This window comes from Sphingomonas baiyangensis (genome assembly GCF_005144715.1).
In the GTDB taxonomy this organism is placed as follows: Bacteria; Pseudomonadota; Alphaproteobacteria; order Sphingomonadales; family Sphingomonadaceae; genus Sphingomonas; species Sphingomonas baiyangensis.
The window spans coordinates 395805-414968 of the sequence record NZ_SWKR01000002.1 but is presented as its reverse complement, the minus strand read 5'-3'; the positions used below and the strand labels follow the sequence as shown (position 1 = coordinate 414968).

General features: G+C 63.1%; 37 protein-coding genes and 2 tRNA genes. 22 read left to right on the top strand and 17 right to left on the bottom strand.

Going from position 1 to position 19164, the window contains the following annotated elements; genetic code table 11:
* Positions 1-27: 27 nt before the first annotated feature.
* From FBR43_RS05145 to FBR43_RS05125, 6 genes are all read right to left on the bottom strand, one after another.
* Positions 28-1371, bottom strand: coding sequence for a phage terminase large subunit (locus FBR43_RS05145; RefSeq protein ID WP_212611891.1), 1344 nt, complete (start codon positions 1369-1371; stop codon positions 28-30).
* Complete coding sequence (locus FBR43_RS16065) at positions 1368-1544, bottom strand: hypothetical protein (RefSeq protein ID WP_169542499.1); 177 nt, start codon at positions 1542-1544, stop codon at positions 1368-1370. The genes FBR43_RS05145 and FBR43_RS16065 overlap by 4 nt, the downstream gene beginning before the upstream one ends.
* A complete protein-coding gene (locus FBR43_RS05140) occupies positions 1541-1948 on the bottom strand; it encodes a terminase (protein WP_136942151.1) in 408 nt (135 codons plus the stop codon). The genes FBR43_RS16065 and FBR43_RS05140 overlap by 4 nt, the downstream gene beginning before the upstream one ends.
* 245 nt (positions 1949-2193) lie before the next feature.
* Positions 2194-2769 (bottom strand): hypothetical protein, encoded by a 576-nt coding sequence (locus FBR43_RS05135; RefSeq protein ID WP_136942150.1) that lies wholly within the window; start codon positions 2767-2769, stop codon positions 2194-2196.
* Positions 2770-2940: 171 nt separating this feature from the next.
* Positions 2941-4413: a bifunctional DNA primase/helicase gene (locus FBR43_RS05130; RefSeq protein WP_136942149.1), complete on the bottom strand. Its 1473-nt coding sequence runs from the start codon at positions 4411-4413 to the stop codon at positions 2941-2943.
* Positions 4414-4497: 84 nt separating this feature from the next.
* Complete coding sequence (locus FBR43_RS05125; protein ID WP_136942148.1) at positions 4498-4746, bottom strand: hypothetical protein; 249 nt, start codon at positions 4744-4746, stop codon at positions 4498-4500.
* Between the two features lie 156 nt (positions 4747-4902).
* On the opposite strand from FBR43_RS05125, the gene FBR43_RS16280 reads away from it, so the two are divergent.
* Positions 4903-5055, top strand: a complete 153-nt coding sequence (locus FBR43_RS16280) for a hypothetical protein (protein ID WP_212611890.1) — start codon at positions 4903-4905, stop codon at positions 5053-5055.
* On the opposite strand, the gene FBR43_RS05120 is transcribed toward FBR43_RS16280, so the two are convergent.
* From FBR43_RS05120 to FBR43_RS05080, 10 genes are all read right to left on the bottom strand, one after another.
* Positions 5052-5372 carry a GIY-YIG nuclease family protein gene (locus tag FBR43_RS05120; RefSeq protein ID WP_136942147.1) on the bottom strand — a complete coding sequence of 107 codons (321 nt, stop codon included), beginning with the start codon at positions 5370-5372 and terminating at the stop codon, positions 5052-5054. The genes FBR43_RS16280 and FBR43_RS05120 overlap by 4 nt on opposite strands.
* The gene (locus FBR43_RS05115) at positions 5369-5785 is read right to left on the bottom strand and encodes a hypothetical protein (RefSeq protein ID WP_212611889.1); all 417 of its coding nucleotides are present in this window, start codon (positions 5783-5785) and stop codon (positions 5369-5371) included. Before FBR43_RS05115 ends, FBR43_RS05120 begins: the two co-directional genes overlap by 4 nt.
* Positions 5782-5949: a hypothetical protein gene (locus FBR43_RS16060; RefSeq protein WP_169542498.1), complete on the bottom strand. Its 168-nt coding sequence runs from the start codon at positions 5947-5949 to the stop codon at positions 5782-5784. Before FBR43_RS16060 ends, FBR43_RS05115 begins: the two co-directional genes overlap by 4 nt.
* Complete coding sequence (locus tag FBR43_RS05110) at positions 5946-6806, bottom strand: DNA cytosine methyltransferase (RefSeq protein WP_136942146.1); 861 nt, start codon at positions 6804-6806, stop codon at positions 5946-5948. Before FBR43_RS05110 ends, FBR43_RS16060 begins: the two co-directional genes overlap by 4 nt.
* Positions 6803-7165 (bottom strand): hypothetical protein, encoded by a 363-nt coding sequence (locus FBR43_RS05105; RefSeq protein WP_136942145.1) that lies wholly within the window; start codon positions 7163-7165, stop codon positions 6803-6805. The genes FBR43_RS05110 and FBR43_RS05105 overlap by 4 nt, the downstream gene beginning before the upstream one ends.
* Positions 7166-7310: 145 nt before the next feature.
* Positions 7311-7766 (bottom strand): hypothetical protein, encoded by a 456-nt coding sequence (locus FBR43_RS05100; RefSeq protein ID WP_136942144.1) that lies wholly within the window; start codon positions 7764-7766, stop codon positions 7311-7313.
* On the bottom strand, positions 7756-7944 hold the full coding sequence (locus FBR43_RS05095; protein ID WP_136942143.1) for a hypothetical protein: 189 nt from the start codon (positions 7942-7944) through the stop codon (positions 7756-7758). The genes FBR43_RS05100 and FBR43_RS05095 overlap by 11 nt, the downstream gene beginning before the upstream one ends.
* Complete coding sequence (locus FBR43_RS05090) at positions 7941-8513, bottom strand: hypothetical protein (RefSeq protein ID WP_136942142.1); 573 nt, start codon at positions 8511-8513, stop codon at positions 7941-7943. The genes FBR43_RS05095 and FBR43_RS05090 overlap by 4 nt, the downstream gene beginning before the upstream one ends.
* Complete coding sequence (locus FBR43_RS05085) at positions 8510-9127, bottom strand: GIY-YIG nuclease family protein (RefSeq protein WP_136942141.1); 618 nt, start codon at positions 9125-9127, stop codon at positions 8510-8512. Before FBR43_RS05085 ends, FBR43_RS05090 begins: the two co-directional genes overlap by 4 nt.
* Complete coding sequence (locus tag FBR43_RS05080; RefSeq protein WP_136942140.1) at positions 9124-9363, bottom strand: hypothetical protein; 240 nt, start codon at positions 9361-9363, stop codon at positions 9124-9126. Before FBR43_RS05080 ends, FBR43_RS05085 begins: the two co-directional genes overlap by 4 nt.
* A 92-nt stretch (positions 9364-9455) precedes the next feature.
* On the opposite strand from FBR43_RS05080, the gene FBR43_RS05075 reads away from it, so the two are divergent.
* The 19 genes from FBR43_RS05075 (at position 9456) to FBR43_RS04980 (ending at position 17992) form a co-directional block, all read left to right on the top strand.
* Positions 9456-9773 (top strand): helix-turn-helix domain-containing protein, encoded by a 318-nt coding sequence (locus FBR43_RS05075; RefSeq protein WP_136942139.1) that lies wholly within the window; start codon positions 9456-9458, stop codon positions 9771-9773.
* Positions 9766-10038, top strand: a complete 273-nt coding sequence (locus tag FBR43_RS05070) for a hypothetical protein (protein WP_136942138.1) — start codon at positions 9766-9768, stop codon at positions 10036-10038. The genes FBR43_RS05075 and FBR43_RS05070 overlap by 8 nt, the downstream gene beginning before the upstream one ends.
* Positions 10039-10143: 105 nt before the next feature.
* Positions 10144-10419: a hypothetical protein gene (locus FBR43_RS05065; RefSeq protein ID WP_136942137.1), complete on the top strand. Its 276-nt coding sequence runs from the start codon at positions 10144-10146 to the stop codon at positions 10417-10419.
* Complete coding sequence (locus FBR43_RS05060; protein ID WP_136942136.1) at positions 10416-10739, top strand: DUF6197 family protein; 324 nt, start codon at positions 10416-10418, stop codon at positions 10737-10739. The genes FBR43_RS05065 and FBR43_RS05060 overlap by 4 nt, the downstream gene beginning before the upstream one ends.
* Positions 10736-10945, top strand: a complete 210-nt coding sequence (locus FBR43_RS05055) for a hypothetical protein (protein ID WP_136942135.1) — start codon at positions 10736-10738, stop codon at positions 10943-10945. The genes FBR43_RS05060 and FBR43_RS05055 overlap by 4 nt, the downstream gene beginning before the upstream one ends.
* The gene (locus FBR43_RS05050; protein ID WP_136942134.1) at positions 10938-11192 is read left to right on the top strand and encodes a hypothetical protein; all 255 of its coding nucleotides are present in this window, start codon (positions 10938-10940) and stop codon (positions 11190-11192) included. The genes FBR43_RS05055 and FBR43_RS05050 overlap by 8 nt, the downstream gene beginning before the upstream one ends.
* Entirely contained in the window at positions 11189-11413 is a 225-nt protein-coding gene (locus tag FBR43_RS05045) for a hypothetical protein (RefSeq protein WP_136942133.1), read from the top strand. The genes FBR43_RS05050 and FBR43_RS05045 overlap by 4 nt, the downstream gene beginning before the upstream one ends.
* Positions 11410-12162, top strand: coding sequence for a hypothetical protein (locus tag FBR43_RS05040; protein WP_136942132.1), 753 nt, complete (start codon positions 11410-11412; stop codon positions 12160-12162). Before FBR43_RS05045 ends, FBR43_RS05040 begins: the two co-directional genes overlap by 4 nt.
* An 11-nt stretch (positions 12163-12173) precedes the next feature.
* Positions 12174-12872 (top strand): hypothetical protein, encoded by a 699-nt coding sequence (locus FBR43_RS05035; protein WP_136942131.1) that lies wholly within the window; start codon positions 12174-12176, stop codon positions 12870-12872.
* Positions 12872-13138: a hypothetical protein gene (locus FBR43_RS05030; RefSeq protein WP_136942130.1), complete on the top strand. Its 267-nt coding sequence runs from the start codon at positions 12872-12874 to the stop codon at positions 13136-13138. Before FBR43_RS05035 ends, FBR43_RS05030 begins: the two co-directional genes overlap by 1 nt.
* The gene (locus tag FBR43_RS05025; RefSeq protein ID WP_136942129.1) at positions 13138-13518 is read left to right on the top strand and encodes a hypothetical protein; all 381 of its coding nucleotides are present in this window, start codon (positions 13138-13140) and stop codon (positions 13516-13518) included. The genes FBR43_RS05030 and FBR43_RS05025 overlap by 1 nt, the downstream gene beginning before the upstream one ends.
* The gene (locus FBR43_RS05020) at positions 13511-13948 is read left to right on the top strand and encodes a hypothetical protein (protein ID WP_136942128.1); all 438 of its coding nucleotides are present in this window, start codon (positions 13511-13513) and stop codon (positions 13946-13948) included. The genes FBR43_RS05025 and FBR43_RS05020 overlap by 8 nt, the downstream gene beginning before the upstream one ends.
* A 264-nt stretch (positions 13949-14212) precedes the next feature.
* On the top strand, positions 14213-14566 hold the full coding sequence (locus tag FBR43_RS05010; protein ID WP_136942126.1) for a hypothetical protein: 354 nt from the start codon (positions 14213-14215) through the stop codon (positions 14564-14566).
* Positions 14556-14933: a hypothetical protein gene (locus FBR43_RS05005; RefSeq protein WP_136942125.1), complete on the top strand. Its 378-nt coding sequence runs from the start codon at positions 14556-14558 to the stop codon at positions 14931-14933. The genes FBR43_RS05010 and FBR43_RS05005 overlap by 11 nt, the downstream gene beginning before the upstream one ends.
* Positions 14923-15561: a Lar family restriction alleviation protein gene (locus FBR43_RS05000; protein ID WP_136942124.1), complete on the top strand. Its 639-nt coding sequence runs from the start codon at positions 14923-14925 to the stop codon at positions 15559-15561. Before FBR43_RS05005 ends, FBR43_RS05000 begins: the two co-directional genes overlap by 11 nt.
* A 155-nt stretch (positions 15562-15716) precedes the next feature.
* The gene (locus tag FBR43_RS04995) at positions 15717-16130 is read left to right on the top strand and encodes an A1S_2505 family phage non-structural protein (protein ID WP_212611888.1); all 414 of its coding nucleotides are present in this window, start codon (positions 15717-15719) and stop codon (positions 16128-16130) included.
* Positions 16131-16295: 165 nt separating this feature from the next.
* On the top strand, positions 16296-16562 hold the full coding sequence (locus FBR43_RS04990; RefSeq protein ID WP_136942123.1) for a hypothetical protein: 267 nt from the start codon (positions 16296-16298) through the stop codon (positions 16560-16562).
* 219 nt (positions 16563-16781) lie between these two features.
* Positions 16782-17825 carry a tyrosine-type recombinase/integrase gene (locus tag FBR43_RS04985; protein ID WP_136942122.1) on the top strand — a complete coding sequence of 348 codons (1044 nt, stop codon included), beginning with the start codon at positions 16782-16784 and terminating at the stop codon, positions 17823-17825.
* Between the two features lie 77 nt (positions 17826-17902).
* Positions 17903-17992 (top strand) — tRNA-Ser (locus FBR43_RS04980).
* A 69-nt stretch (positions 17993-18061) separates the two neighbouring features.
* Here the strand turns inward: FBR43_RS04980 and FBR43_RS04975 are convergent.
* A tRNA-Ser gene (locus FBR43_RS04975) sits at positions 18062-18151 on the bottom strand.
* Between the two features lie 174 nt (positions 18152-18325).
* On the opposite strand from FBR43_RS04975, the gene hspQ reads away from it, so the two are divergent.
* Positions 18326-18664, top strand: a complete 339-nt coding sequence (gene hspQ / locus FBR43_RS04970) for a heat shock protein HspQ (RefSeq protein ID WP_249276466.1) — start codon at positions 18326-18328, stop codon at positions 18662-18664.
* 115 nt (positions 18665-18779) lie between these two features.
* Positions 18780-19160: a 50S ribosomal protein L21 gene (gene rplU / locus FBR43_RS04965; RefSeq protein WP_136942121.1), complete on the top strand. Its 381-nt coding sequence runs from the start codon at positions 18780-18782 to the stop codon at positions 19158-19160.
* Positions 19161-19164: the final 4 nt, after the last annotated feature.

The window sequence follows — 19164 nt, the reverse complement described above, 5'->3', positions numbered from 1 at the left end:
GCAAGGGCGGGCGATTATCTGCCGCCGTCAAAGGCGGGCGCTGCTCAGTGCGCTCGAATAGTCGTAGCCGCCGCCGAGCATCAGCTCGGTCAATGCCCACACCAGCGCGTCGGCGCGATCCGGCGAACCTTCCCCGACGTAGCCCGATGGCGTGAAGTTGCACAACTGGTCCTCAAGGTCAGGGAACACGCCGACGTGCGACACCTTGCCCTGTTCGTAGAGTGCGCTGATAGGCTCGGCCCGCACTACCTTGCCCCGCGTCGCCACGACCTCCTTGAACGACGCCTTGCTATCGGCGGTGGAGACGGTGAAGCGCACCATGTCACCGCCGTAATTGCGCTCACCGATGATGCGATCAGCCTTCCACCGATGGTAAAGGTCCACCGCGCGCCGCCCCCAGCCCTCGGGCGAAAGCTGGCACGTCGCGTCCTCAAGCACATAGGCGCGGCCATCCACGCCCAGCCCTGCCACGACGATGCCGATATCATCCCCCTGCCCGTCGCCCTTCGTGCCCGATGGATCGACCGACACGACGATACGCTGCATCTGCGGTGCATCGGCGACGCGGCTGCTATCGATGCCTGGGATCGGCTTGCCGTCATGCGCCGTGCGGTCCTCAAGCGACCACAGCGCCCCGTTGACCTCGCTTGCCCACTCTCCCGCTTCGAACCGCAATCGACGCGCGGCCGACATGCTGGCGAGCACCTCAAAATACTCGGCGGGCAGGTTGTCGGCGTTGTCAGCCGGATTGACCTTCATTTCCGCATAGTCGTCGGGCTTGGGCAACGGCTCGCGGCTGCCCGGCTTCACCTTCGACCGGAATAGCTGATACGACCAGTGCAGCTTCGATGGCGGGTTGCAGTCGAAATAGGCCTTGAGCGCCAGATGCGTCTTGCCGGTTGCCGCCGCAATCTCCGGTGCCAGCTCGCACTTTTGCGCAAGCCGCGACATGGCCGTCTCGATCGACCCCCATGGTATCTGGCTACTCTCGTTGAAGTAGAGCGTGGCGTATTCCGCGCCGAGAATCTTCTCCACCCGCTCTTTGTCATCGAGGCCGGCGATCCACACCTGCGAGCCGGTGGGCAACTCGACGTAGAAATCCGTCTTGTCGAACCGCGCCCGCAGCGTTGGAAAGCACAGCTTGAGCACCTTGGGCAGCGTGTCCGCCCATATGCTCGTCTTGGCGTGGTTGAAGCGAAACCGGAATATCACATGCCGGCTACCGGGTGCGTTGATCGCCCGTTGGATGATCGCGCGCACCAGCAGGAAGGTTTTGCCCGAGCGCGAACCGCCGCGCAGCATGATGTTGCGCGCGGGGCCTGCCAGCAGGCGGTTCGCCTCGCGCTGCTTGGGGGTTAGGGTGGCGGTCACAGATAGCCAAGTTCACGCGCCGCTTTCTGCATAGCGACGATGCGTGCGCTCAACGTTCCGTCCGCCCATCGAAGGCGCGTAAAGGCTGGGAACCCGTTTTCGCGTTTCGTCCAGTTCAGCAAGGCCCTCGCTTCGATCTCTGCCAATTCGCCGGGGGCGTCGATGTCCCTCACAACCCTGCATCCTCGGGCAGCACCGTGATAGAAACGCCGCCAGACACCTCGCCCTTGAAGCGCTCAACGAACTTGTCAGGGCGATGCGCCTTCAAGAGGATTTCCAACATGCGGTCTGAGTATTCCTTGTAGGTCGCCGTGATGGCCCCTTGGAACGTTACCGGCTTGTCGGTGCCCTCGACCGCACGGCGCCACGCTTCCCGCTCGAGCTTGTCGGCAGCTTCATCTTCAGCGTCCTGCCAGTTTGCCGCGAACGTTTCGTCTGCCTCGCGCCATTCATACGCGGTGCGGCGACCTATTCCCGCTGCCCGAGCGGCTTCCGACACATTGCAAGTCTCACGCAAGGTCTTGAGGAACGTCTCGCGCGCGCGATCTGTGCGGACTGTGCGATGGGGTTTAGCCATTCGCCATCTCCGATCTCATCAGGCAGCGCCTATTAGCGGCGTGGCCACTCGCATCTGCCGCCTTCGCCCGATCTTTCCTCGCAGCACGTAGCCTGTCTGCCCCAAGCGCCACGAACCAACGATTGGCGCAGCGCTTGCCGTACATGTTGTTCACGCGGGGCCATCCGCCTTCGATGAACATCGCCTCAAACTCCGGCGGCGGCGACTTGATGCGGTGCGTCGAGTACGCCCTCAGTGCGCCGGTGTTATGCATATGCCTGGTCCTCGTTGATCGGCTTTCCTCGGCCAGCGGCTTCCATCAGGTCGAACACGTATTCGCGGGCTTCAGGGCTGGCGCGGTTGATAGCGCGAATGATCTCGACCGCCTCCCGGCTTACGTCGTCGTCATCGTCCAACAGGTGGCCTTGCGCGTGCTTCCATTCGACAACCGCGTGATGAGCCTTGCGCTCGGTCCAGTGCTCTTTCTCGGCGCGCTGAAGGAACGGGAGGCGTTCGTCGGCATCGATCGATAGCGCGTGCTTGTGCACGTCGAACGACACGCCTTTGGCTCGGCAGTGCTCAGGGAACGCGGCGGCTACCTTCGCGGCCTGATCGATGCGCTTCGGCTCCACGCCGATGCCTTCGAGCATCAGCTTGAATTGCGGGTCGTCGCGGTAGTGGGCTTGTCCATGACGCGCCCAATCACCGATCGCCCAATCGATATCGCGGCGGCGGGCAAACAGGTCGCGCCCGATGCCTAGCCAATCACTGAACGGTAGCGTGGCCGGCATAGTCGTAGCGACGACGTGCTCGGCTTCCATCAGTGCGAGTGCCTTCCCCATATCGCTATCCCCTATTCTGACCGTTGCCAGTGTGTAATCGGTATCCCCGCGCAGTCAGGGGGAAGGCGCCAGTCGTATTTGCTTGGATCGACGTTGCGGGCGGTCCATCCGTTGGCGAGGCGGATATCGACGCGCTCAAGCGGTGGCCGCGTGCCGTTGTTCGCCGGCATGTCATGCGTGCAGGCTGCGGATACGCCCGCAGCGATGATCGAGCTTCACCTCGACGTTGCAGCACTCGCCGGGCAGGCCCATGCGGACCTTCACGACTGCGAGGTTCGCCATGTTCTGCGTCTTGTCGGGGCGGTGATAGACGAGCCCGTAGTCGGCCTTGTTCGACCAATGCGCGCTATCCGAAACATCGTACAGGCTCGGCATCGCGTTGGTGCCCTTGGGGGGCTTCGTCGGATGCGCGACGATCCAGACAGCGACATTGTTCGTCCGCGCAAAGTGCTTCACGGCGCGAATGGCGCGACCGACATATTCGGTGAGCGTCTCGTCGTTGCGCCGCTTGTGTTCCAGCTCGTTCCACGGATCGATGACGATAAGCTTGGCGCCATCCCGCTGCACAGCGATGCGGCACAGGTCGAGCAGCGCCGTAATATCAAGCTCCATGTCCTCATCGAGCGTGTTCGTGACGATGCGAACGTGTTCCTCGATCGTATCGAAGGCCGCGCGGCGCTGGGGATGGCTGCCGTATTCGTGCCATGAGCAGCCGATGAGTGCCTGAGCGATGCCGTCGCGCAGGATCGGCTTGGGAAGCGTCTCGAAGCTGCCGATGCAAACCGTCATGTCGTGCGCGATGGCGTGCGCGCAAACGGTGTTCATCACGCTCGACTTGCCCATGTTGGCATAGCCGGTGAACACGGTCAGCGTGCCGGGCACGATCTCGATCTTGCCTTCGAGCGCGTCGATGCCCACCGGGAAGCCCTGCACCTTCGGCATGTCGGGGAAGTCGCTCAGGCTGTAGAGGCCCTTGACCGGGACCGCCTTGGCATTGAGCAGCGCCGCATTTGCCGCCTCGGGACCGTACTCGGTCAGAACCTCGTTCAGGTCTTTCGCCGGGAACGGGTATTCCACGAACGAGCAGCGATCGGCGCCAAGCAGCGCGATCAAGTCGGCCCGCAGCGCACGGCCGGGGCCGTCGTCGTCCACCGCCAGGATGACGCGATCGACGCGGTTGAGCAGGTCGCGAGCCTGCCACAGGCAATCGTACCGCCGTTCGTTCGCCGGGTCGTCAGATTGCTCCTTGGGCGCGCCGTTCGGCACGGAGACTGCCCGCCAGCCCAATTGGAGGGCGACCATCGCGTCCCACTCGCCCTCGCATATCACCAGCGGTTGCGAGGATGCCTCCAACAGGCAGTCGTGGTTCCACAGCGCGAGCGGCGCGTCGGGGTCCATCATGTGCCGCTTTTCGCTGGTCAGGCGGTACTTGTGATTGATCGTCTTGCCGCGCTGAACGTAGGGCACCGCCAGCCATTTGGCCCCGGAACGCTCTACCGTGCACAGCCCCAGCTTGCGTGCCAGCTCGGCGGAAATCCCGCGCGCTTCGATCCACGCCGCGTGACGCTCGTGCAGCGCCGGAGCCTCCTGCGAACCCGCAGTGGTGGCAGAAGAAAACCCATCCTTCGTCGGTTCGCGTTGCATTGAGGCACCTGTCGGATTTGTGTTTGCGGGTGTGGCTGCATTCAGGGCAGGTTTGCTTGCCGGGCTTGGTGGGGAGCCAGTCGGTCACAGCGGCACCGCAGGCTGTGGGCCGTTGACCCGCCCTCCCCATCTCGGCGGCGCTCGTCGTCGGGAGTTTCGGACCCAGTTGCGCCACGTCGCCGTCCAGTCGGCTTTCGCAGCGTCCTTGCCGGCCTTGGCGTGCCAGTAATCGCGAAACGCCTCGCCCTCGTCCTCGGCTTCCGCCACTGTCAGCCCGCCCTCGCCGACTGCCCATTCGCGCCAATCGTCCGGAAGCTCGAAATCCGCTGCCAAGCGGGTTCCTCGCGCACGGGATTTATTATTCTCGGGTAGGTGGGGGTGGGGTTGATGGGGGGTCTGGGGGGAAGAAGGGGCGGGGGTAGGAAGGGTGTCACGCCCCTGTCCCGTGACAGTCACGCTTTCGTCCTGTGACTGTCCCTCGCCTTCTGCGTGAAGGTCACGCGCGGCGGCGCGCTGGCGCTGCTTGCGTTCGCGAGCTGGGGCCTTCCGCCGCTCCTCAGCCGCTTCCACGGCCTCGATGGCGATAGCGATAGCTTCAGCGGGGGCGCCAGCGGCAGCCATGCGCCGGATAAGATCCGCTAGATGCATACCGGCTCCGGCTCGTAACCGTAGACGCGATTGTTGATGCGCATGATGGTGAGCGGGTTCACCAATTTCGGCGACGACCTCTCATTGACCGCAAACCATTCGCCCGTCAGGCGATGCTCAGCCAACTCTGCGTGATAGGCGAGTTCGTCGGCACGATCGCCAGGAAACCAGCCAAGCAACACAAGGCGCGAGGGGCACCCTGTCTGAAGTTGCTGAAGACGAATGCGGGGGTCTTTACGAGTGTACCCGATCTTAACCGACAACGGGCTGTTGCAGGCAATCAGGTAGATATAACCCGACGGCTCGCTCATAGCGTCTCCATGCGCTTTGCGGTTTCGTCCACGACGCGCGCCGCGACCGCCCCAAACGACTGGAATTCGGCGGGCATGATCTGCACCACGACGCAGGCATTCTTCACCGGCTCGGCAAAGGCGAAGCTCGGCAGAAAGCGGCGATCGTTGACCTTCAGCGCGTCGGCGATGCCGTCCCAATAGGGCTTCAGGCGGTTCGGCATGTTGACGCGATCGGTCCGGCGATCGGGCGGATAGAACGTGGCGTGCACGCGAATGTCAGCGTCGCCAGCAATAGTGCCCGCGCCCGCCGCCAGCATCGCGTGACGCGCCCACTGGCGGTGCTTGGCGACGATGCCAGCCTTGCGACGCCAGCGCCCGTCCTGGTGCCCTGAGAGGTCCGATGACGGCCAAGGAAGCTCGATCGAGATCATCGCAGCATCAGCCTCCCGGCCTTGCGGTGCTTGCGCTCCTGCTTTCGGATGGCGAGGCGCTTTTCGAGGTCAGCCGCCAGCACCGCCCGTTCAGCCATGCGACGCATACGTGCATCGTCATGGTGATCGGTGTGGAATAGGCGAGAGAGAAGCGCGTGGATCATGCTGCCAACTCCATTTGACGATGTGCAGCGATGATCGCGTTGCCGATTAGCTCCGGAATTTGGGGGACGACGGCGTTGCCGAGGCTTCCAACTCGGTCCACCCGATGGGAAACCCCATGAGCCACTCGACCCACTGCGGGTTCAGCGCCCCATTGAGCTCTTCGGGCGTAACCATCGTTCGCAACTTCGCGCGCGATCGGGAGCCGCCCCATTTGCAAAGCGCCGTCCCGCCGGTGGCGGTCACCTTCGTCGGTGTTGGCCAAAGCTTCACCGCCGCCGCCAGCGGCATCCCGCCTTGCGCATACGTGCCCGAACGGTTCGACCCGCTGTCCGTTGTAGGTGTAGGCCACAATCCAGATCCGATCGCGTTCGTGCGGAGCGCCAACGGCGGAAGCTGGTATGCAATGCCACTCCGCATCAAACCCGAGCGAGGCCAGGCAGCCGAGAACGGCATCCAGCCCTCGATGAAGCAACGCAGAGACGTTCTCCACGATGACGTACCGGGGTCGAAGTTCGCCAATAAGGCGGGCATATTCGTACCAAAGGACGGATCGATCGCCTTCCAGCCCAGCGCCCTGTCCGGCGATGCTGATATCCTGGCACGGGAACCCGCCGCAGATGGCGTCAACGGCAATTCCATCGGCAGCAAGTCGCTCGCCGGTAAGTTCGCGAATGTCATGGTAGCAGGGAACCTCCGGCCAATGCTTGGCGAGGACGCGGCGAGGAAACTCCTCGATCTCGCAGAACGCGACGGTCTTGAAGCCGCCGGTGCGTTCCAAGCCGAGCGAGAAGCCGCCGATGCCGCTGAACAGGTCGAGCAGCTTGAACGGGTTTTGCGGGGTGCCGAGCGCGTTCATGCCGCCCTCCGCGTTTCAGCATGGCGTGCTCGGGCTCGCGTTACCAACTCGTCGCCAAGCTGAATGCGTAGCGCGGCGTCCTCAATCGAAATGCCGCGACGACGGGCCACTCGCACGTACATGCGTTCCGTGGCCCGATGCAGCGCCTCCGATCCAAGCCGTGCGTCGAGGTTGCGATCGACGGGGCGAGCTTCCGTGTCGCGGTTGACGACCGGACCTAGCTCAAGCCGTTCGAAACGGCGACGTACCGCGTTTTCGGTGTGGTCGATAAAATACGTCGTGACGATAGTTCGCCAGCTCATGCCGTTGCCGCGTGCAGCGACAAGGATGCGATCGTCGGCTTCGGTCCATTCAGTCATGGCCGCGCCTCCGTGATCGCATAGTGGTTCACGGGGTTGAGCACCCGGTGGAAGGCGAACCGCCGGTCGCGATGGACGATGATCGCCGACGGATCGTGAGCGACTTTCGTCTTGGGCTTATGCAGAGTGTAGGGGTGCGCGGTTTTCACGCTGCACCGCCCGCGCTGGCGAGTGGCAGCACCGTCGCAATAAGCGCATCAGCAGCGAGGCGCGTTTCCGCTTCCTCGGTGTGGTCGATCCGCCCGTCAGCCGCATTGCGAGCGATCACGGCAAGGTGCCCCATCGCGTCGGCGGCGAGCATCCGCACGCAGGCATCTTCAGCTTCATCGAGCGGCCGCGCGACATAGCCGATCGTCGCCAGCAGTCCGTTGATGGCCGACGTTCCAAGCACTACGCCGATCGACAGCGCAGCGGACAGCGACGGTTCCTTGCCCTCGACGCGGTAGGACTTGATGCGGCGCGCGCTCAGACCCGTTGCAGCGCCAAGGCTGTCATCAGTCCACCCGCTTGCCTGAGCGCCACGCAGAAGGCCCTGGACCAGCAATCGGACGCGATCGGGGCTGACCAGACCGATTTCGTCCGCTGACGTATCAACGCGCATCGCTATGTTCCTTCGTATGGAAATGATCGACCGCCCTGCCCCGCTCTGCGGCTGCCTCGCTGTTGCCATGCTGGTGCTGGCGGACAGGGTGCACGCCCATGGCGGCGGTGATGGTGCGAAGCTGGAAGATGCAGCGGACGCGGGCGAGGTCCGTGAGGATGGCGGCGGTGTCGGTCATGCCGACTTCCAATCAAGCCAGCCGATCGTCGGTGGTCCGCTATGAGCGTGATCCCAAACGAACCACGCCATGGCCATGACGCTACCTATTTCGTTGCGCACCTCTCCGCGCCACATCGGCACTCGGCGCGACATGACCCAAACGCGGGCCAACGGCGTGTTCGGGAACCAAGCGCCGCGCTCAACCCCTTCGAGGAAGGCAAGCCGCAGGAACATGGCGACCTTGCCAGTCGTCAACGTGAGGGCGTGATCGACAAACTGCGCAGCCAATTTGAACGGCGGGTTCGTGACGATGTTAGGCGCGCGAGCCTGCCACTCCATGAGGAAGTCCACCCGATCTGCGCAGTATCCGCGCGCAATCAGATCCGTGCTGACTACCGCATAACCGGCGGCCTCAAGCTCGCGGCTCATGTCGCCCTCGCCTGCCGCGCACTCCCAAATCGCGCCGTCGAACTTCTCAACCGTCAGCAGGGCACGCGTCGCGCCGGGATGGGTCGGATAAAAATCGTTCGCCTCGCGATTGACGTGATCGACCGTCTGCGCGCCAACATATGCGACGGCCCCGCTCACGCAGCCGCCTCCGCTGTATTTGTGGGGCGGGCGCGCAATCCATTCGGCCCATCACGGTATGCGATCCACGCGCTCCAACGATCGTTGAAGGTCCGGTGAGCGCGCGGTTGCGCCCGCAACTCTGCCACGTAGCGGACCAGTACGGCTTGCTCGGCAGGGCTTGGCGGCATCGCTTCTGCGCCACTGATGCGCTCCAAGATTGCGCGCACGTCATCTGGACGGCCAAAACCGCGGTTCATCCGATAGCCCAGATGCGTTTTTTCGGCGTCGCTAACAGCGCGAGTAATCTGCGACTTGATCCCAGCCACGACGCGATTGTTGGGCTGGCGGCGAACAGCCTCGACTTCGGGAAGGCGCCCGGTGCGCGCGACTTCCTCGACCAGCTCGGCAAGTTCGGCGTCCACCGCGAACCATTCGCCGTGCAGCGCAAGGTGAGCGAACCTGTGGTGCAGGTCGCCTTCTTGCAGATGCCCGCCGGGCGCACAGGCCGCGACTTCAAGCGGAATGGGCGACCAGCCCGCGATGACGTTCAGCCGCTTGCGAGGCTCGATGCTGCACCCGATCTTTATCGGTCCAACGCTGCCAATCGGGCGCAGGAAATAGATTTGCTTCATGCCGCGCGCTCCGCTGCCGGTTCGTACGGCTCGATCTGCTCAAGCATCGCGATCTGCTCGTCGGTCAGCGAAGCGATCGACGGGTGACGCCATCCCGTGGCCCGAAAGATATGGATTGCGAGCGGGCGCGAGGGCGTGCGCTGGCGTTCCGGGTTCGGGCTGAGAAGCTGGCTCGCGTACGGAACGGAGATACCCGCCGCACTCGCAAGTTCCGAAGGGGGCATGGGCTTTGACATGCCGCAGTGTTTGCATATCGCAAACGACAAATCAAGCACGCAGTTTGCCTAATGCAAACGCCTTCCGCCCGCGCCAGTGCTATTCCCGGCGCATGGCCCACTCTCGCCCGAAGCGGTTCACCAACTGGTATCTGCGCGAATGGCTCGGCACGCTCGGTGTGTCCCAAGCAGACCTTGTAGGAAAGACCGATCTGTCGAAAACGACGATAAGCTTGCTGGTAAACGCACGGCAGGACTATGATCCGACAATCGTGCAGACGATTGCGGACGCCTTGAATGTTCGCCCCTATGAGCTGCTCATGCAGCCCGAGGACGCGATGGCACTACGCCGTCTGCGTAAGGATGCGATCGAGGTTGTGGAGCACAGCGGCAAGCTAGAGGCAGCGCGCGGCACAGGCACGGATGGCTAACCGCATTTCAGACAGCGAATGGGGGAAGCTTATCTGGTACGGGATCGTCGCGCTCGTTGTGTTGTGGGCGACGACGCTGCCTAGCGACGACCAGGTATGCAGGCCGAACCGATTATGGCTGATCGACAAGCTCCACGGCGTCGATGGTCAGCCAACATGCCAACAATTGATACGCCAGATTGAAGGGCAGGCGATCCGTGCGAACATGCGGGCGGACGAAGCGGAGTCGCGCCTAGAGGCGATCGAGGACCGCCTGAATATGTGACGTTTGCTTTTTGCAAACATTTTGCTTGACGCATGAGTTTGCGTAGTGCAAACCCTCCTCACACACCGAGGGGGATAGGCCCCTCGCGATGACGAGGAGGCCGGGATGGCCGAAGCCAGTCCAATTTCAGCGATCGCAAAGCCGGACGCCGATGCGCTGGTAGCATCGCACACCGCCACGCTCGATCTGGCGCAGGAGTATGCCGAGCGAGCTGGCATCATGCGCAAGCCGCTGATGGCTGAAATCGGCGAAATTCGCTGGGCGGTTAAGTTCTGGCGCCCGCACGCCGGAATGCTCGGCGAGAACGGCATCGCACCGCGCGTTCGTGGCGTGCTGACGGACGCTCGTATTCAGGCACGTCTCGCGGGGAAGGCAGCATGAGCGCGCCTCAGACAGTCGCCGACGTGCTTGAAGCTGCGGCAAAGCTGATCGAGCCGGAAGGGGCTTGGACGCAGGGCTCTCTAGCGCGGGACGAGAACGGCAGGATGGTGTTGCCAAGGGATGCTGATGCTTGCTGCTGGTGCGCGTCAGGTGCGATCATGCATTACGGCGGTGATGCTCCGAACGACGCTTGGAGCAATTTCAGCGCGACCATTGGCGGCGTAATCCCACATTGGAACGACCACCAAGGCCGCACGCAAGCCGAAGTAGTTGCGAAACTCCGCGAGGCCGCAGCACTGGCTCGGGAGCAGGGCCTGTGACCCGCATCATCGCCACGCTTCGCCGCGTCGAGCATGACGACCTTGGCGCGATCGCATTGGGCCTGATGGTCCTCATTCCGCTGCTGTTCGGCTTCAACGTCGCCACCCTGCTTGTCGCCCTCGCCATGTTCGCGTGCGGCGTGACCAGCATCGTGATGACGCACCGCGAAGGCCGCTCCTCTCACAAGGATATTCGTCATGGGTGAGCATACGCCGCTACCTTGGCGCGTGCAGGCGTGGTCGCGCCAAGAGGCCGCGATCGTGGCAACCTGCGAGGGACGCGATCGTCATGTCGGCGGCTATCTGATGAATGCAGATGCCGCCCTGTGCGTCCGCGCAGTAAACGCCCATCACGAACTGCTTAAGGCGCTGACCAATGCCCTCGCGGCAGGGCTGCCCGATACGGTTGCAGATGCCGCCCGAGCCGCCATCGCCAAGGCCACCCAGCCATGACCGTAGGCAGCAACACCCGCGCTGCTGCGTACTTCGCTGGCGAGGCGCCAATCACCACGATCGCGGTAAGGCTGGTCCGGTACTGGAGCGAGCCTGACTTCGCCTCCGCGCTGGATGCGGAAACCGAAGCGCAGCGCGCCGCCGGACTCGCAGCCGAGAACGAACGCAATCGCCGCCTGTGGGAACAGGTGTGGGCGAAATACCCGGAGTTGAACCAATGAGCGCAGCACTCGCCGTGATCGACAATGGCGCCAATGTCGAAGCCTATCGCGCGTCCACGAACGCCGCGAGCATCTGCAAGCAGATCGTGGTCGAGACTGCCAAGAACATCCAAGGGCGCAAGTACGTCTGCGTTGAAGGATGGCAGGCTATCGCTGTCGCCCATGGCTGCGCTGCGAGCGCGCGCGATGTGGAGAAGGTTGATGGCGGTGTTAGGGCTGCAGGCGAAGTTCGCCGGATGTCTGACGGGGCCGTGATTGCGGTAGCCGAAGGCTTCGTGGGCGAGGATGAGCCGGTATGGTTCGGCGGAAAGGATAATCGCGGCAAGGTGCATCCGCGCCGCCTCGATTATGCCATCCGCGCTATGGCGCAAACCCGCGCAATCAGCCGCGCGTGCCGATCTGCGTTCGCTCATGTCGTCGTGATGATGAACGCCGGGCTGGCGACCACGCCTGCCGAGGAAGTACCAGACGGCGGCTTTCAGGATGATGCCCGAGCCGTCGAGCATGTGCAGCCGGAAAAGCCGCGCTTCATCACGGATGCGCAGCGCCAGGAACTGACGGACTTGGCCACGCCCAAGAACATCGGCGCGGCCACGATTTGCCGGCTCGGCGGCATCGCAAGCCTTGCCGAAATGCCCGCCGACGCATTCGAAGAAGCGAAAGCGTGGATCAATCGCCAGAAGGTGCAGCCGCTCAAGCCTGCCCCCGCGCCCGCCAGCGAAATCCTTGACGACGAAATCCCCTACTAGGAGCCGCCAGCATGAACGCTGCGAACCCGCGCGCCGTAATCGGCGGCAACAATCCACCGGACCCGATCGACGTCGCGTTAGAGCCTTATGGCCCAATCCTTGAGGAAGTCGCCAACTGGCTTGATGGGGCGACGGTCGAGAACGACGGTCAGCTCAAGGCCACCGACGATCTGCTGAAGGAGCTGAAGGCGGCGCGCAAGGCGGTGGATGCTGCCCGCGACGAATGCACGAAGCCGCTGCATGAAATCTGGAAGGCCGAGGTCGCACGGTGGAAGCCGACGCAGGACGATCTTGATCGGCAGGTGAAGTGCCTCGTTGCCGCTCAGGCGCCGTACAAAGCCAAGCTCGCCGCCAAGAAGGAAGCCGCGCGCCGTGAGGCAGAACGTGCGGCCGCTGAGAAGGCCGAGGAAGCACGCCGGGCACATCAGGCTGCGAACGCTGCCAGCATCGAAGAACAGCGCCGCGCTGACGAACTGCTGGCGCAGGCCGAGCTAGCCCAACGCGATGCCGCACGAGCGGCCAAGGACACCGTGAAGGGAATGCGGACTGTTCAGGTCTACGCGATCAACAGTCACCGCGACGCCCTGCACTGGATCGCCAAGAACGATCGCGACGCCATCACCGCCTTTGTCGAGGAATACGTGCGCCGCAACTTCAAACAGCGCCCGATCGACGGCGTGACCGTAGAAACCAAGAAGGAAGCATTCTGATGGCAAAGCGTTTCGACGTCCTCACCCCCCGCAAGAAGAACGATGGCGGCACTTTCTGGCATCGCGTCGGAACAGCTTGGGAGGGCGACAAGGGCATCAACATCGTGTTCGACAGCCTGCCCATGCCCGATGCGGATGGGCGGTGCAGCGTGTCGCTATTCGAGCCGCGCGAGCGTGACGGCGGCGGCAATGGCGGACAGCGCCAGCAGCCTCGCCAGCAGTCGGGCGGATGGAACGACCTGGATGACGAAGTGCCGGGTTTCTGATGCTCGCCCGACGCACCCCTCTCAAGCGCGGCAAGCCGATGCGTTCAAAGCGCAAAGGCTACAAGCCCGCCAAGATCGTGTTTCACCACAATCGCGTGGCGGAACTGGGGTGCGCCGTGTCCGGTCAGCCGGCGACGCTGCACCACGTAAGCGCGTCGATCCATGGCGGGCGTATCACTCGCTCTGATCGCTGCGTGGTGCCGCTGGCGCCTGAGTATCACATGTACCAGCACGGCTCGCGCACGTCCGTTGAGGCGCTCGGCCACGCTGGCTTCCACGCCACCTATGGCATCGACCTTGAGGAACTGGGCAACCGCCTGTGGGCCGAGACTGAAGCCATCTGGGAAGCGATGCACGGAAAGGGTCAGGTCAATGGCTGACAGCGAACCCCTGCTGTTCCGCGCCACGCTGGGCGTGCTGCGCCCAGTAACGGAAGCGGCAACCGAAGCGGTCAAGGCGTCGTCGGGTCAGACTGTGCGCGTCGAGATCAAGCGCACGTCGGGCAACGTGAAGCGCATGTCGCTCTATTGGGTGCTGCTGCGCATCGCGTCCGAGCAGCTTTCGGATGCTGTTGATGGCGTCATGTCCACGCGGCTGCTGCACCGCCGGCTCAAGCGCGAATACGGGCTGGCGAAGGAAGTCACGTCGAAGCGCACCGGCGAGATCATCGACTGGGATTACGACAGCATTTCCTTTGCCAGCATGGCCGAGCACGAGCGCGCGGCTTTCATCGACTGGACCGTGGCGCGGCTGTCCGGGTGGATCGGCTGCGACATTACCGACCTTCGCCGCGAGGCCGAGGCAGCATGACTTACGCCAGCACCCCACTGGCCAGTGCGGGCAACGTACAGGGCCACCCCCTCCCTGCGTTGCCCGCCCTTAAGGGATTTGGATGATGGCAACCGCATCGCCCGCGATGAACATTCCGAGCCGGGGATACCTGGTTCTGTACCGGCTTGGCGCGGTGAACCACTGCCCCGGTTGCAGCCGTTCGCACTGGCATGTCGGACGCACGATGGCCGAGTGCGCCTACTGCTCCACCGCTGTCTCCATCAAGCATGAGGAGCTACGCGCATGACCTACACCAAAGCGATCGTTGAGCAGAAGCATCGCGACGCGGCGTGGCGATGGAAATTGCTGTGGGGCAGCTTTGCCCTGCAGCTTCCCGCCGAAGACCTTTCCTATGCCTTCGCCCGCTTTGAAGCCGAAGCAACCGCCACACTGGCAGCGCGTGTAGAGGCGCTTGAGGCGGCGCTGAAAGATGCCCGCGAGTGGATCGCATCGCTGACCGTCACCGACATGAACGAAATTGTCGCGGATGGCGGCATTACCGCCGGCATGGTTGTTGGGCAGGAAGCTACCGAACAGGTCCGCCGGATCGACCGCGCCCGCGCCCATCTCAACAAGGACCAGCACCATGCAGGATGAAAAGCCGTGGGCACGTCTGCGAGAAATCCTAGACGCGCTGGCGAAGGATGCCGATGCCGTGCGCGCCGCCGAGCACGCCGTTCCACAGGTTGCTCAAGCGGTCGCGAATATGGAGGTGATTTACAAAGACTCCTATAATCGCCGCTCGGTCGATGCCGTTGCGTCAACCGCTATCCGCGAAGTCATGGCAGAGGCAACAGAACGGGCGACCACAAAGGCCCGCGAGGCGCACAATCTAAAAAAGATGGTTGCCGCCGAGAACGCCGAGCAACTGCGGACCATCCTTTGCAACGAAGCGGCGAAGCTGTCCGTCGCGCTCGGTGTCTATGCACGCCAGTTAAAGAGCGAGGTGCACCATGCAGGATAGAAGCGATGATCTGCTGCCGTGCCCGTTTTGCGGAGGTGAGGCGAAACTAGTCAGCGGGACTAGCTCAATGGTGCAGTGCCTGAACGACCAGTGTATCATTGGCGATCCTGCGCCGTTCAACGATTTCACGCATCGGTCGGACGCCATCACCGCATGGAACACCCGCGCCGCCCCGCCAGTCGAGCAGCCCCGCGCTTCAACCCCTGCGGTGGGGCGGGACGCGCGCTGGCAATCGCGAGACGGCTGCGCCGGTTCAATGAGCAAAGCTCGCGCCGCCTATTTTCTCGACCGCTTCAAGCGCGAGGAAAAATTGCTTGGCCCTAATGAGCAGTGGGCGATCGACTACATCATGGCCATCCTCGCCCTTCACCCGCCCGCTGTGGGGGAGGTGGAACGACCAAGCGATGATGATCTCGATCCACACCTCCCCGACACCATATGGGCAGCGAAGCGATGCGGCATTCAACGCGGCATTCTTGATGGTTGGTTTGTGCCGTGGTCGCCGCGCAACGATAACCAGTTCGCGGAAGGTTCTTGGTCCGCTTGGTTGAACCTAGCCCGAGAAATCCTCGCTGCTGACGAAAAAGCCCGCACCGCTCTCTCCACCGAACAGGTGAGCCATGACTAAGGCAACCATCCTCGCTCTTGGAGGTGATAATGGGTAATCAGATAGAGGATGGTGGGCGCGTGCCGGTGGCACCGGGTGCTAGTCGCTCCGCGACCGGAGCCGAGCAAGTCGTCTCCGCCCATTCGGGTGACGCCCCCTCGCGCGTACCTGTATTCGTGTTCGGCAGCAATCTTGCTGGGCGGCATGGCAAGGGCGCCGCACTGTGGGCGCGCCAGCATCGCGGCGCGATCTATGGACAGGGGCATGGCATTCAAAACGATAGCTATGCAATCCCAACTAAGGACCATCGGCTGCAAACCCTACCATTGTGGATGATAGCGGGTTTTATCGATGAGTTCCTGTGCTTCGCTCGCAAGTACTGGATGCGGCAGTTTCAGCTTACTCCGGTTGGCTGCGGCCTTGCGGGCTATAGTCGCGAGCAAATCGAGCCGATGTTCGCTGGAGCGCCCCCAAATGTAATATGGCCACCCGAATGGCTATCTTGCGATAGCGATGGAAACCCGCAGGGCGGCAACGCAGTGCCGTCGCGCAGCGATGACAGCGCGGCCCCGCAAGGGGATCGTCCATGACTAGCCCCCGCACTCCGCAAACCCCTGATACGCCATCGCCTGCCCTACTCGCAGCCAGACAGGCAGCAGCAGCGGGGCATGATCCAAGGTTCTGGAATTATCGGGGACCGCTCGCCGGGGCGTGGGACAACGGCGATATCGTCAAGAAGCATTTGGAGAAAAGCGGTGCCTAAGTACGCGCCCGGTAAAATCGTTCTGTTCTCCGAAGGGGAATACAGCGACTACGGCTATTGCGGACATGTTGTCACCCTGCAAGAGTGTGACTTCGCCGCGTTGGCCGAGGATTATAAAAAGGCCTTCAAAGCCAAGGACGATTGGGATCGCGCCGAGCCGAGTAGCTTTGTAGCTTGGCTATGCGCCCGCCAATATTGCGCTGAAATCAATGTCAACGAGGTGTATCTGGGCGCCTACGGCCGGCTAACCGTTCAATGATCGCCCTCCTGACAGCAGCCCAGCTATTTAGCTGCCCGGGCGCACGTCGCTATCGTATGAGGTGCGGGTGATGCAGCCCGAGCGTTGCATGATCGATGAAGCCCACCGTATCACGGGGCTGCCGGCGCGCACGCTACAGGCGCTTTCGGCGCGGGGCGAGATTTGGGGCGCTGCCAAGCTCGGCAAGCGTTGGACCTACGACAGGCAGAGACTACGCGCATGGGTGTCCGCAAGCGAGGCAGCAAACGAGAACCGGACTACCTCTACCAGCGCAACGGCGTTTTCTATGCGCGTCTCACCGTCAATGGGATTGAGCAGCGAGAATCCCTTAAAACGCGCGATCGAGCGGAAGCTGAAAGGCGTCTCGGCCCGTGGCTAGAAAGCCGCTCGCTCTATCATGGCACCGTGCGCCATACCTTCCGCGAGGCGGCGGCGCTGTGGTTCGATGCCGGCGACTGGAAGCCCAAGACGCTAACCGGCTATGCCAAGCTGTTGAGCGTTCTGGATGGCTATCTCGGCGAACTCTATTGGGATCAGGTGGACAAGGCCCGGCTGCAATGGCTGGCGACCGAACTGCGCAAGCCGAAAGGCCCGTATCAACGCACCGCCGGCACCGCGACGATCAACCGCTATCTGTCGGTGATATCGGGGATCGCGGATCATGTGCGCGAACTGCCGGGCTGGCCCGAGTTGAACCCGGTATCGCTGATGCCGCGCAAGCCTCGTCGCGAAAAGCGGCAGTCCTACGTGCGCCCGCCGATCGAGGATATCGAGGCATACTTCGCGAGGATGCGCGGGACGTTCGGCGACCTGTGCCGCATGGCGCTTCTGACGGGCGCGCGCATGGACGAACTGGCAACGCTGAAAGCCGCCGACGCCCGCAATGGCAAGATGCAGCTATGGCAGACGAAGCACCAGTTTCGCGTTGTGCCTCTATGCCAGGAAGCGCAGGCGATCGTCGCGCGGCAGAAGGCCAATGCCGATGGATGGCTGTTCGCGACCGCTGCCGGGACACCTTATCGCCGGGTAACGGAAATGTGGCGCGAGATTGTGCTGAGGGCACAAAAGATGGCACAGGCCGAGGGGCGCACGCTGACCCGTATGCGCTTCCACGACCTGCGGCACGAGTACGCCATCCGATATCTCGAAAGCGGCGGCTCTATATACGAGTTGCAGAAGCTGCTCGGGCACAGCACGGTATCGCAGACCGAATGGTATCTACGCTATCTGACGCCATCCCAAGCCGCGGAGGCAAAACGCTGAACGGCACAAGGGACGGCACATGTTGCAGCGGTTTCAGAACCTGCTATAGTGACGAAACGGCAGATTTACTAAGGTCCGGAGGGGTGGCCGAGTGGTTTAAGGCAGCGGTCTTGAAAACCGCCGTGGGTTCACGCTCACCGTGGGTTCGAATCCCACCCCCTCCGCCAGCCCGCGCGTTCCCGAAACTATATCGAGCTCGTTTCCGATGGCCCGTCGGGCTTGTCCTGACGAAAGGGTGGCGGAGAGGGTGGGATTCGAACCCACGGTACCCTTACGGGCACAACGGTTTTCGAGACCGTCCCAATCGACCACTCTGGCACCTCTCCGCGAGGACGGCTCGCGCTGCGTGGGAGCGGCGCGGGAGATCGTTGGAGGCGGGCTGCTAGACCAAAGCGAGCGGGTGCACAAGTCCTGCCGCGCATCCTGCTTGTGCACGGCGGCACAACGCCTAGATTACAGCGATGGACATGTTTTCGAACGCTTATGCAACGGCAGCGGATATGGCGCTGCCGCCGGTCGCCCACGCGCGCTTCAACGTCGGTGACGTCGTGCGCCATGCGCTGTTCGATTTTCGCGGCGTGGTGTTCGACGTCGATCCCGTCTTCGCCAACAGCGAGGAATGGTATCAGGCGATTCCCGAGGGCGTGCGCCCGCGCAAGGACCAGCCTTTCTACCATCTGCTCGCCGAAAACGACGAATCGACCTATGTCGCCTATGTCAGCCAGCAGAACCTGGTCGCCGACGATAGCGACGAGCCGGTCGAGCATCCGGCGATCGACGGCTTGTTCGATGCTTATGTTAATGGTCGCTATCGCCTGAAGCGCGTCCACCGCCACTAGGCCGAAACGATGCGCGTGGTTGACAGCGCCCCAGGCTTGGCATAGGCGCGACCCTCACTTCCCGCGGGGCCAGCCCCGGCGGGGAAACAAGCATTGCTAGAAGAGTGACTGGACCATGTTCGCTATCGTGCGCACGGGCGGCAAGCAGTATCGCGTTGCCGCAGGAGACAAGATCGTCGTCGAGAAGCTGGGCGGCAACGCCGGCGATTCGGTGACGCTGGACGACGTGCTGCTGGCCGGCGAGGGCAGCGAGCTCAAGTCGACCCAGGGCCTCACCGTCGCCGCCGAGATCGTCGCGCAGGCGCAGGGCGAGAAGGTCATCATCTTCAAGAAGCGCCGTCGTCACAATTATCGCCGCAAGAACGGCCACCGCCAGCAGCATACGATCCTCAAGATCGTGGCCATCGGCGGCGAGCAGAAGAAGTCGAAGGCCAAGGCCGCCAAGTCCGAAGCCGCGCCCGCGCAGACCGCTGCGGGCGAAGGCGCCGCGGCCTGATCGC

What these genes read in the sequence shown, in the direction of transcription:
- FBR43_RS05110 (WP_136942146.1), bottom strand. Translation starts at nt 6,806, where the DNA reads ATGAACGCGCTCGGCACCCCGCAAAACCCGTTCAAGCTGCTCGACCTG.
- FBR43_RS05020 (WP_136942128.1), top strand. Translation starts at nt 13,511, where the DNA reads ATGGCTGACAGCGAACCCCTGCTGTTCCGCGCCACGCTGGGCGTGCTG.
- FBR43_RS05045 (WP_136942133.1), top strand. Translation starts at nt 11,189, where the DNA reads ATGACCGTAGGCAGCAACACCCGCGCTGCTGCGTACTTCGCTGGCGAG.
- hspQ (WP_249276466.1), top strand. Translation starts at nt 18,326, where the DNA reads ATGGCGCTGCCGCCGGTCGCCCACGCGCGCTTCAACGTCGGTGACGTC.
- FBR43_RS05010 (WP_136942126.1), top strand. Translation starts at nt 14,213, where the DNA reads ATGACCTACACCAAAGCGATCGTTGAGCAGAAGCATCGCGACGCGGCG.
- FBR43_RS05040 (WP_136942132.1), top strand. Translation starts at nt 11,410, where the DNA reads ATGAGCGCAGCACTCGCCGTGATCGACAATGGCGCCAATGTCGAAGCC.
- FBR43_RS05070 (WP_136942138.1), top strand. Translation starts at nt 9,766, where the DNA reads ATGGCTAACCGCATTTCAGACAGCGAATGGGGGAAGCTTATCTGGTAC.
- FBR43_RS05135 (WP_136942150.1), bottom strand. Translation starts at nt 2,769, where the DNA reads ATGGGGAAGGCACTCGCACTGATGGAAGCCGAGCACGTCGTCGCTACG.
- FBR43_RS05140 (WP_136942151.1), bottom strand. Translation starts at nt 1,948, where the DNA reads ATGGCTAAACCCCATCGCACAGTCCGCACAGATCGCGCGCGCGAGACG.
- FBR43_RS05000 (WP_136942124.1), top strand. Translation starts at nt 14,923, where the DNA reads ATGCAGGATAGAAGCGATGATCTGCTGCCGTGCCCGTTTTGCGGAGGT.
- FBR43_RS04985 (WP_136942122.1), top strand. Translation starts at nt 16,782, where the DNA reads ATGGGTGTCCGCAAGCGAGGCAGCAAACGAGAACCGGACTACCTCTAC.
- rplU (WP_136942121.1), top strand. Translation starts at nt 18,780, where the DNA reads ATGTTCGCTATCGTGCGCACGGGCGGCAAGCAGTATCGCGTTGCCGCA.
- FBR43_RS05095 (WP_136942143.1), bottom strand. Translation starts at nt 7,944, where the DNA reads ATGACCGACACCGCCGCCATCCTCACGGACCTCGCCCGCGTCCGCTGC.
- FBR43_RS05080 (WP_136942140.1), bottom strand. Translation starts at nt 9,363, where the DNA reads ATGTCAAAGCCCATGCCCCCTTCGGAACTTGCGAGTGCGGCGGGTATC.
- FBR43_RS16060 (WP_169542498.1), bottom strand. Translation starts at nt 5,949, where the DNA reads ATGATCCACGCGCTTCTCTCTCGCCTATTCCACACCGATCACCATGAC.
- FBR43_RS05030 (WP_136942130.1), top strand. Translation starts at nt 12,872, where the DNA reads ATGGCAAAGCGTTTCGACGTCCTCACCCCCCGCAAGAAGAACGATGGC.
- FBR43_RS05105 (WP_136942145.1), bottom strand. Translation starts at nt 7,165, where the DNA reads ATGACTGAATGGACCGAAGCCGACGATCGCATCCTTGTCGCTGCACGC.
- FBR43_RS05130 (WP_136942149.1), bottom strand. Translation starts at nt 4,413, where the DNA reads ATGCAACGCGAACCGACGAAGGATGGGTTTTCTTCTGCCACCACTGCG.
- FBR43_RS05005 (WP_136942125.1), top strand. Translation starts at nt 14,556, where the DNA reads ATGCAGGATGAAAAGCCGTGGGCACGTCTGCGAGAAATCCTAGACGCG.
- FBR43_RS05050 (WP_136942134.1), top strand. Translation starts at nt 10,938, where the DNA reads ATGGGTGAGCATACGCCGCTACCTTGGCGCGTGCAGGCGTGGTCGCGC.
- FBR43_RS05075 (WP_136942139.1), top strand. Translation starts at nt 9,456, where the DNA reads ATGGCCCACTCTCGCCCGAAGCGGTTCACCAACTGGTATCTGCGCGAA.
- FBR43_RS05065 (WP_136942137.1), top strand. Translation starts at nt 10,144, where the DNA reads ATGGCCGAAGCCAGTCCAATTTCAGCGATCGCAAAGCCGGACGCCGAT.
- FBR43_RS05120 (WP_136942147.1), bottom strand. Translation starts at nt 5,372, where the DNA reads ATGAGCGAGCCGTCGGGTTATATCTACCTGATTGCCTGCAACAGCCCG.
- FBR43_RS05035 (WP_136942131.1), top strand. Translation starts at nt 12,174, where the DNA reads ATGAACGCTGCGAACCCGCGCGCCGTAATCGGCGGCAACAATCCACCG.
- FBR43_RS05100 (WP_136942144.1), bottom strand. Translation starts at nt 7,766, where the DNA reads ATGCGCGTTGATACGTCAGCGGACGAAATCGGTCTGGTCAGCCCCGAT.
- FBR43_RS05060 (WP_136942136.1), top strand. Translation starts at nt 10,416, where the DNA reads ATGAGCGCGCCTCAGACAGTCGCCGACGTGCTTGAAGCTGCGGCAAAG.
- FBR43_RS05025 (WP_136942129.1), top strand. Translation starts at nt 13,138, where the DNA reads ATGCTCGCCCGACGCACCCCTCTCAAGCGCGGCAAGCCGATGCGTTCA.
- FBR43_RS05085 (WP_136942141.1), bottom strand. Translation starts at nt 9,127, where the DNA reads ATGAAGCAAATCTATTTCCTGCGCCCGATTGGCAGCGTTGGACCGATA.
- FBR43_RS05115 (WP_212611889.1), bottom strand. Translation starts at nt 5,785, where the DNA reads ATGATCTCGATCGAGCTTCCTTGGCCGTCATCGGACCTCTCAGGGCAC.